5 protein-coding genes are annotated in these 5,479 nt (G+C 62.2%); 4 read left to right on the top strand and 1 reads right to left on the bottom strand.

Annotated features, from left to right (window positions below; all coding sequences use genetic code 11):
- The 4 genes from EOD07_RS20800 to EOD07_RS20815 form a co-directional block, all read left to right on the top strand.
- On the top strand, positions 1 to 264 hold a 264-nt coding region (locus EOD07_RS20800; protein WP_164772393.1), incomplete at its 5' end, for a hypothetical protein.
- 361 nt (positions 265 to 625) lie between these two features.
- Positions 626 to 1,870, top strand: coding sequence for an OmpP1/FadL family transporter (locus EOD07_RS20805; RefSeq protein ID WP_127236797.1), 1,245 nt, complete (start codon positions 626 to 628; stop codon positions 1,868 to 1,870).
- A gap of 290 nt (positions 1,871 to 2,160) precedes the next feature.
- Positions 2,161 to 3,885, top strand: coding sequence for a dihydroxy-acid dehydratase (gene ilvD / locus EOD07_RS20810; protein ID WP_127236798.1), 1,725 nt, complete (start codon positions 2,161 to 2,163; stop codon positions 3,883 to 3,885).
- Positions 3,872 to 4,699, top strand: coding sequence for a tetratricopeptide repeat protein (locus EOD07_RS20815; protein WP_041007341.1), 828 nt, complete (start codon positions 3,872 to 3,874; stop codon positions 4,697 to 4,699). Before ilvD ends, EOD07_RS20815 begins: the two co-directional genes overlap by 14 nt.
- A 338-nt stretch (positions 4,700 to 5,037) precedes the next feature.
- On the opposite strand, the gene EOD07_RS20820 is transcribed toward EOD07_RS20815, so the two are convergent.
- Positions 5,038 to 5,331, bottom strand: a complete 294-nt coding sequence (locus EOD07_RS20820; protein WP_127236799.1) for a hypothetical protein — start codon at positions 5,329 to 5,331, stop codon at positions 5,038 to 5,040.
- Positions 5,332 to 5,479: the final 148 nt, after the last annotated feature.

Consider the following 5,479-nt stretch of genomic DNA (forward strand, 5'->3'; position numbering starts at 1 on the left):
GCCCAGATCGTGCTCAACGAGGCGACGGTGAGCCTGCCGCTCGGCAGCCTGATCGACCTCCAGGCCGAGGCCGCGCGGCTGCAAAAGGAACTGGCCAAGGTCACCGAGGAGATCGCGCGCCTGCACAAGAAGCTGTCGAACGAAAAGTTCGTCGCCAATGCGCCGGAAGAGGTGGTCGAGGCCGAGCGTGAGAAACTCGCCGAATATCGCGAGGCGCAGGAGAAGCTTTCGGTCGCTCTCACCAGGGTCCGCGACGCCGGCTGAGCGGCCAAGATTCGGCATCGGGAGAGGCGCTTTCCGGTACGTTAGCTGCCTCGAAAATGGCCGTGCCGCTACGTTAATTTTGACGTAAACGGAAAGTTTGCGCCCCATTGTTGCCATAATGTAACAATGGGGGCCGCTATACCCAAAAAAGGCTGTTTTTGGTCTGTTTTGGGTGGTTTTTGCGGATTTTTTTAACTGTCAGACGTCTGTCGGTGCGATTTCGGGGCCAATTGTGGCGCCAGTCACCATGGCAAGAATACGCGCTGTCAAGATGTACATGTACAGCTCTTGAAATCGTTGTTGCGTCATTAACCCGAATTGGTTCTAGCTTGAGCCACTTGTATTTCGGGGAGGGATTTCCATGAACATCTTGCGGCTCAAAGCTCTGGCGGGGGCAGGCTGCTTTTCGATCGCGTTGATCGGCGCCGCGATGCATCCCGCGCATGCCGGCGGCCTGGAGCGCGGCGGCTACGACATCGATCTGCTTTTCGATCCGGCGCCGGTCGCGACGGAGGCGGAAGCGACCTATGTGATGCCGGATCGCAAGTACAAGAATGCAACGGGGCCGTTGGGCTTCAATTTTCTCAGTTCTACTGCCGACGGAGCTGAGCCTTATTGGGTGCCGCGCATCGGCGTGAAGGCTCAGGTCGTGCAGGGCGTCGATTGCATGGTCGACTATTCGCAGCCGTGGGGTGCCCATACCGCCCCTGGCGCGTCGTGGAATGGCGCGTTTTCGAACGTTGAAACGGATATCAAGAGCAATAACTACGCCGGTACCTGCTCCTACAAGTTCGATGCCGGTAAGGGCCAGCTCCGTTTTATTGGCGGCGTGTTCTATCAGGACATTTCAGGCTTCAAGGAGAGCTTGGTAGGTTTCAATCCAGTTGGACCGTCGCCGATGGGCCGCGTCGACCTCGAGGCAAGCGGTTGGGGCTGGCGCGCCGGCGTTGCCTACGAAATCCCTGAGATCGCGCTCCGGGCCAGCTTGGTCTACAATTCTCAAGTCAAACTCGATAACATCTCTGGAACTCTGACTTTGCCGGACGGCTTGGGAGGGACCGCGTCCACGCCTATCTATGGCTCCACGCAATATATGCCTGACTCGGTCGAATTGAAATTGCAGTCCGGTATCGCTCCCGGATGGCTCGCCTTTGGTTCGATCAAATGGGTTAACTGGAGCACTCTCCAAAGTGTTCCGATCTGTTCCGAGCAGACCAGAGGTTTGGCTGAGTGTACAACGGTTTCCCCCAAGCCGGTCCGGCTTACCTCTCTTGACCTGATGTATCGTGACGGCTGGACGGTTTCCGGCGGCGTAGGTCACAAGTTCAATGATCAATGGAGTGCTGCCGGCCAGCTTAGTTGGGATCGCGGTACTTCGCACGGTTATGGCGTCCAAACCGACACCTGGACGCTCGGCGGCGGTGTTGCCTACACGCCCCGGCCAAATATTGAGCTTCGCTTGGCGGGCGCCATCGGCGTCATGACGAGCGGCCATTCCGGAACGCTTACTGACGCGAATGGATATACAGCTGGTACGGATGCCACCTACGACGTCGGCAACGATCTGATCACGGCGATTTCTGGCGGCGTCAAGATCAAGTTCTAAGTTTCTGAGAATTCAACAAAAAGGCCGGGCATCGCTCGGCCTTTTTCGTTGTGTGACTGTTGTTTTGGCTTCACCGTTCCGCCCGCTGTTGCAGATTCGCCGCGTAACCGGCGCCCGAAACGATTGTGACGTTTTGGCAACAGTTTATGAACAACCCCCGCGCTAAAAGGCTTGCCGAGGGAACTGCCCATTTCCCGCCATAAACCCGGAGCACCCGAGTTATGTCTCGGGATGCGTGCCAGGTTGGCCCGGCGATGGGACCGGCCGCGGGGTGTGCGGCAAGGACGATGATGGACGCCAGGGTAATCTCCAAGGCCAAGCTGCCCAGCCGCTACGTGACCGAAGGTCCGGCGCGGGCGCCGCATCGTTCCTACCTCTATGCCATGGGCCTGTCGGCGGCCGAGATCGCGCAGCCTTTGGTCGGCGTCGCCAGCTGCTGGAATGAAGCCGCGCCCTGCAACATCTCGCTGATGCGCCAGGCGCAAGTGGTGAAGAAGGGCGTTGCGGCCGCCAACGGCACGCCGCGCGAGTTCTGCACCATCACCGTCACCGACGGCATCGCCATGGGCCACCAAGGCATGAAGTCGTCGCTGGTTTCGCGCGAGGTGATCGCCGATTCGGTCGAGCTCACCATGCGCGGCCATTGCTACGATGCCCTGGTCGGCCTTGCCGGCTGCGACAAGTCGCTACCCGGCATGATGATGGCGATGGTGCGGCTCAACGTGCCGTCGATCTTCATCTATGGCGGCTCGATCCTGCCCGGCAGCTATCGCGGCCGGCAGATCACGGTGCAGGACGTGTTCGAGGCGGTCGGCCAGCATTCGGTCGGCACGATCAGTGACGCCGAACTGCTCGAGATCGAGCAGGCGGCCTGTCCTTCGGCGGGTTCCTGCGGCGCCCAGTTCACCGCCAACACCATGGCCACCGTCGCCGAGGCGATCGGCCTGGCGCTACCCTATTCCTGCGGCGCGCCGGCGCCCTACGAGATGCGCGACCGCTTCAATTTCGCCTCGGGCGAAAAGGTCATGGAACTGGTCGCCAAAAACATCCGGCCGCGCGACATCGTCACGCGCAAGGCGCTGGAGAATGCTGCCACCGTCGTGTCGGCCACCGGCGGCTCGACCAACGCGGCGCTGCATCTGCCGGCGATCGCGCATGAGGCCGGCATCAAGTTCGATCTGTTCGACGTGGCGGCGATCTTCGAGAAGACACCCTATATCGCCGACCTCAAGCCGGGCGGCAAATATGTCGCCAAGGACATGTTCGAGGCAGGCGGCATTCCGCTCTTGATGAAGACGCTGCTCGACCATGGCTATCTGCATGGCGACTGCATGACGGTCACTGGCCGTACTTTGGCCGAAAATATGGAGCACGTTTCCTGGAATGAGAGCCAGGATGTTGTGCGTCCCGCCAATCGGCCAATCACCAAGACAGGCGGCGTTGTGGGCTTGAAGGGCAACCTTGCTCCCGAAGGTGCGATCGTGAAGGTCGCGGGCATGTCGGAACTGAAATTCTCAGGACCGGCGCGCTGCTTCGATTCGGAAGAGGAGTGCTTCGAAGCGGTCACGCGGCGCGACTACCGGGAAGGCGAGGTTCTCGTCATCCGCTACGAGGGGCCGCGCGGCGGTCCGGGCATGCGCGAGATGCTGTCGACGACGGCCGCGCTCTACGGCCAGGGCATGGGCGGCAAGGTGGCGCTGATCACCGACGGCCGCTTCTCCGGCGCCACGCGCGGCTTCTGCATCGGCCATGTCGGGCCGGAGGCGGCGGTCGGCGGACCGATCGGGCTCGTCAAGGATGGCGACGTGATCTCGATCGACGCCCTGAAAGGCACCATCGAAGTGGCCCTGTCGGACGCCGAGCTGGCGGCCCGGGCAAAGAATTGGAAGGCGCGCAGAACCGACTACCGGTCCGGCGCGATCTGGAAATACGCGCAGACGGTAGGGTCGGCCCGCGATGGCGCGGTGACCCATCCGGGTGCCGCAGAAGAAACGCGCTGCTATGCGGACATCTGAGGTGTTGAGGTCATCTGTCTTTTCGGCACTGGTCGCGCTTGCGACCTTGGCAGCCGTCGGGCAGGCCATGGCCTTCGACGACAAGGTGTTCGACGACAAGACCGGCGTGAAGCCGCAGTCGAGCCCGTGGGCCGTGTTCCAGTTCGGTTTCTCCGCCTACAAGAACGGCCACAAGGACCAGGCGGTCGAGGCCTATAAATACGCCGCCGAAAACGGTCAGATCGGTGCCACGTGGAAGCTCGCGCGCATGTATGCCGAAGGCGACGGCGTGACGCGCGACGACTACGCCGCCTTCAAGTTCTTCTCGGAAATCGTCGATCAGGATGTCGAGCCCGGCTCGCCGGAAGAAAGCTATGTGTCGGACGCGCTGGTGGCGCTCGGCGACTATCTGCGCAAGGGCATTCCCGGCACGCCGGTCGAGGAGAACGACGTCGCTGCGCAGGAATATTACATGCGCGCCGCCGCCAACTACCGCAACCCGAACGCGCAGTTCGAGATCGGCCGTATGTTCCTCAAGGGCGAGGGCGGCGTGAAGGCCAGCGTCAAGCAGGCCGGCCGCTGGCTGCAGCTGGCGGCCGAGAAGGGCCATGCCGGCGCGCAGGCGACGCTCGGCAATCTCTTGTTCCAGAGCGGCAAGATCGTGCGCGGCCTGGCGATGATGACGGCCGCGCTCGAGCGGGCTCCGGCGGCCGACCAGCCCTGGATCCGCAGTATGCAGGAAGAGGCTTTCGCCGCGGCCGGCGAGGCCGATCGCCGGACCGCGATCTCGCTCGCCGACGATATCCTGACCAAGGGCAACAACGGCGACCAGTAAGCGCCGGATTTCCAAGCGGCTGGCCTTTGGCGATAGCATGCATGGCAGCTCGGCGCATGCATTGTCCAACGGTGCGCTGGTCGACCCCCACTCCGTCTCGGCTTCGCCGAGCCACCTCTCCCCCGATCGACGGGGTAGAGGAAACGCGCCAAGCCTTTTGCCGTCAACGCTCGTCCAGCAAGGCTCCCCTCCTTTCCCTCCGGGGGGAGGGGAAAGGTTGAGCCGCGAAGCAGCGATGGATTGGGGAACCACGTGGCAATCAAGCCTCGGCCTGATCAGTCGCGCCAGCCACAGAAGATCTGTGCATAGCGTAGCCTCGATGGGAGATCAGCGGAGCCTCAGTTCTCGGTCGGCTCCGTCGGCGCCGGGCCGGGCGGCGGGGTCGAGATCGATGTCGGGTGCGGCCTTGGCGCCTCTCCCGGACATTCATCGTTGATCTTCGTCCAGGACGTGTTGTTGAGAACCATGTCGCAGCGGGCGAGGTGGCTTTCGCCGGCAACAGTCAGGCACGCCGTCTGGCCGACAGTGAAGGACTTGCCGTTGGCCAAGCAGGTCGGCGCCGCCAATGAGGGCGTCGGCGCGGCAAGCGCCAAAGCAAGGCCGACCGGCCGGAAAAGAAATCGGATCGCCATTCAACCCCCACAGCAATCCGCATCAAGAACCGGATTTGTGGCGATATCTGGGTCCAAGGTCTGTTGATATTCAGGTGATGCCGGCCTGCGAATGGCGGCTTCCTGCGCTTCCGGTGCTCACGTACTTGAAGTACGCTCCGCTCCGGTT

Source organism: Mesorhizobium sp. M2C.T.Ca.TU.002.02.1.1 (genome assembly GCF_003997225.1).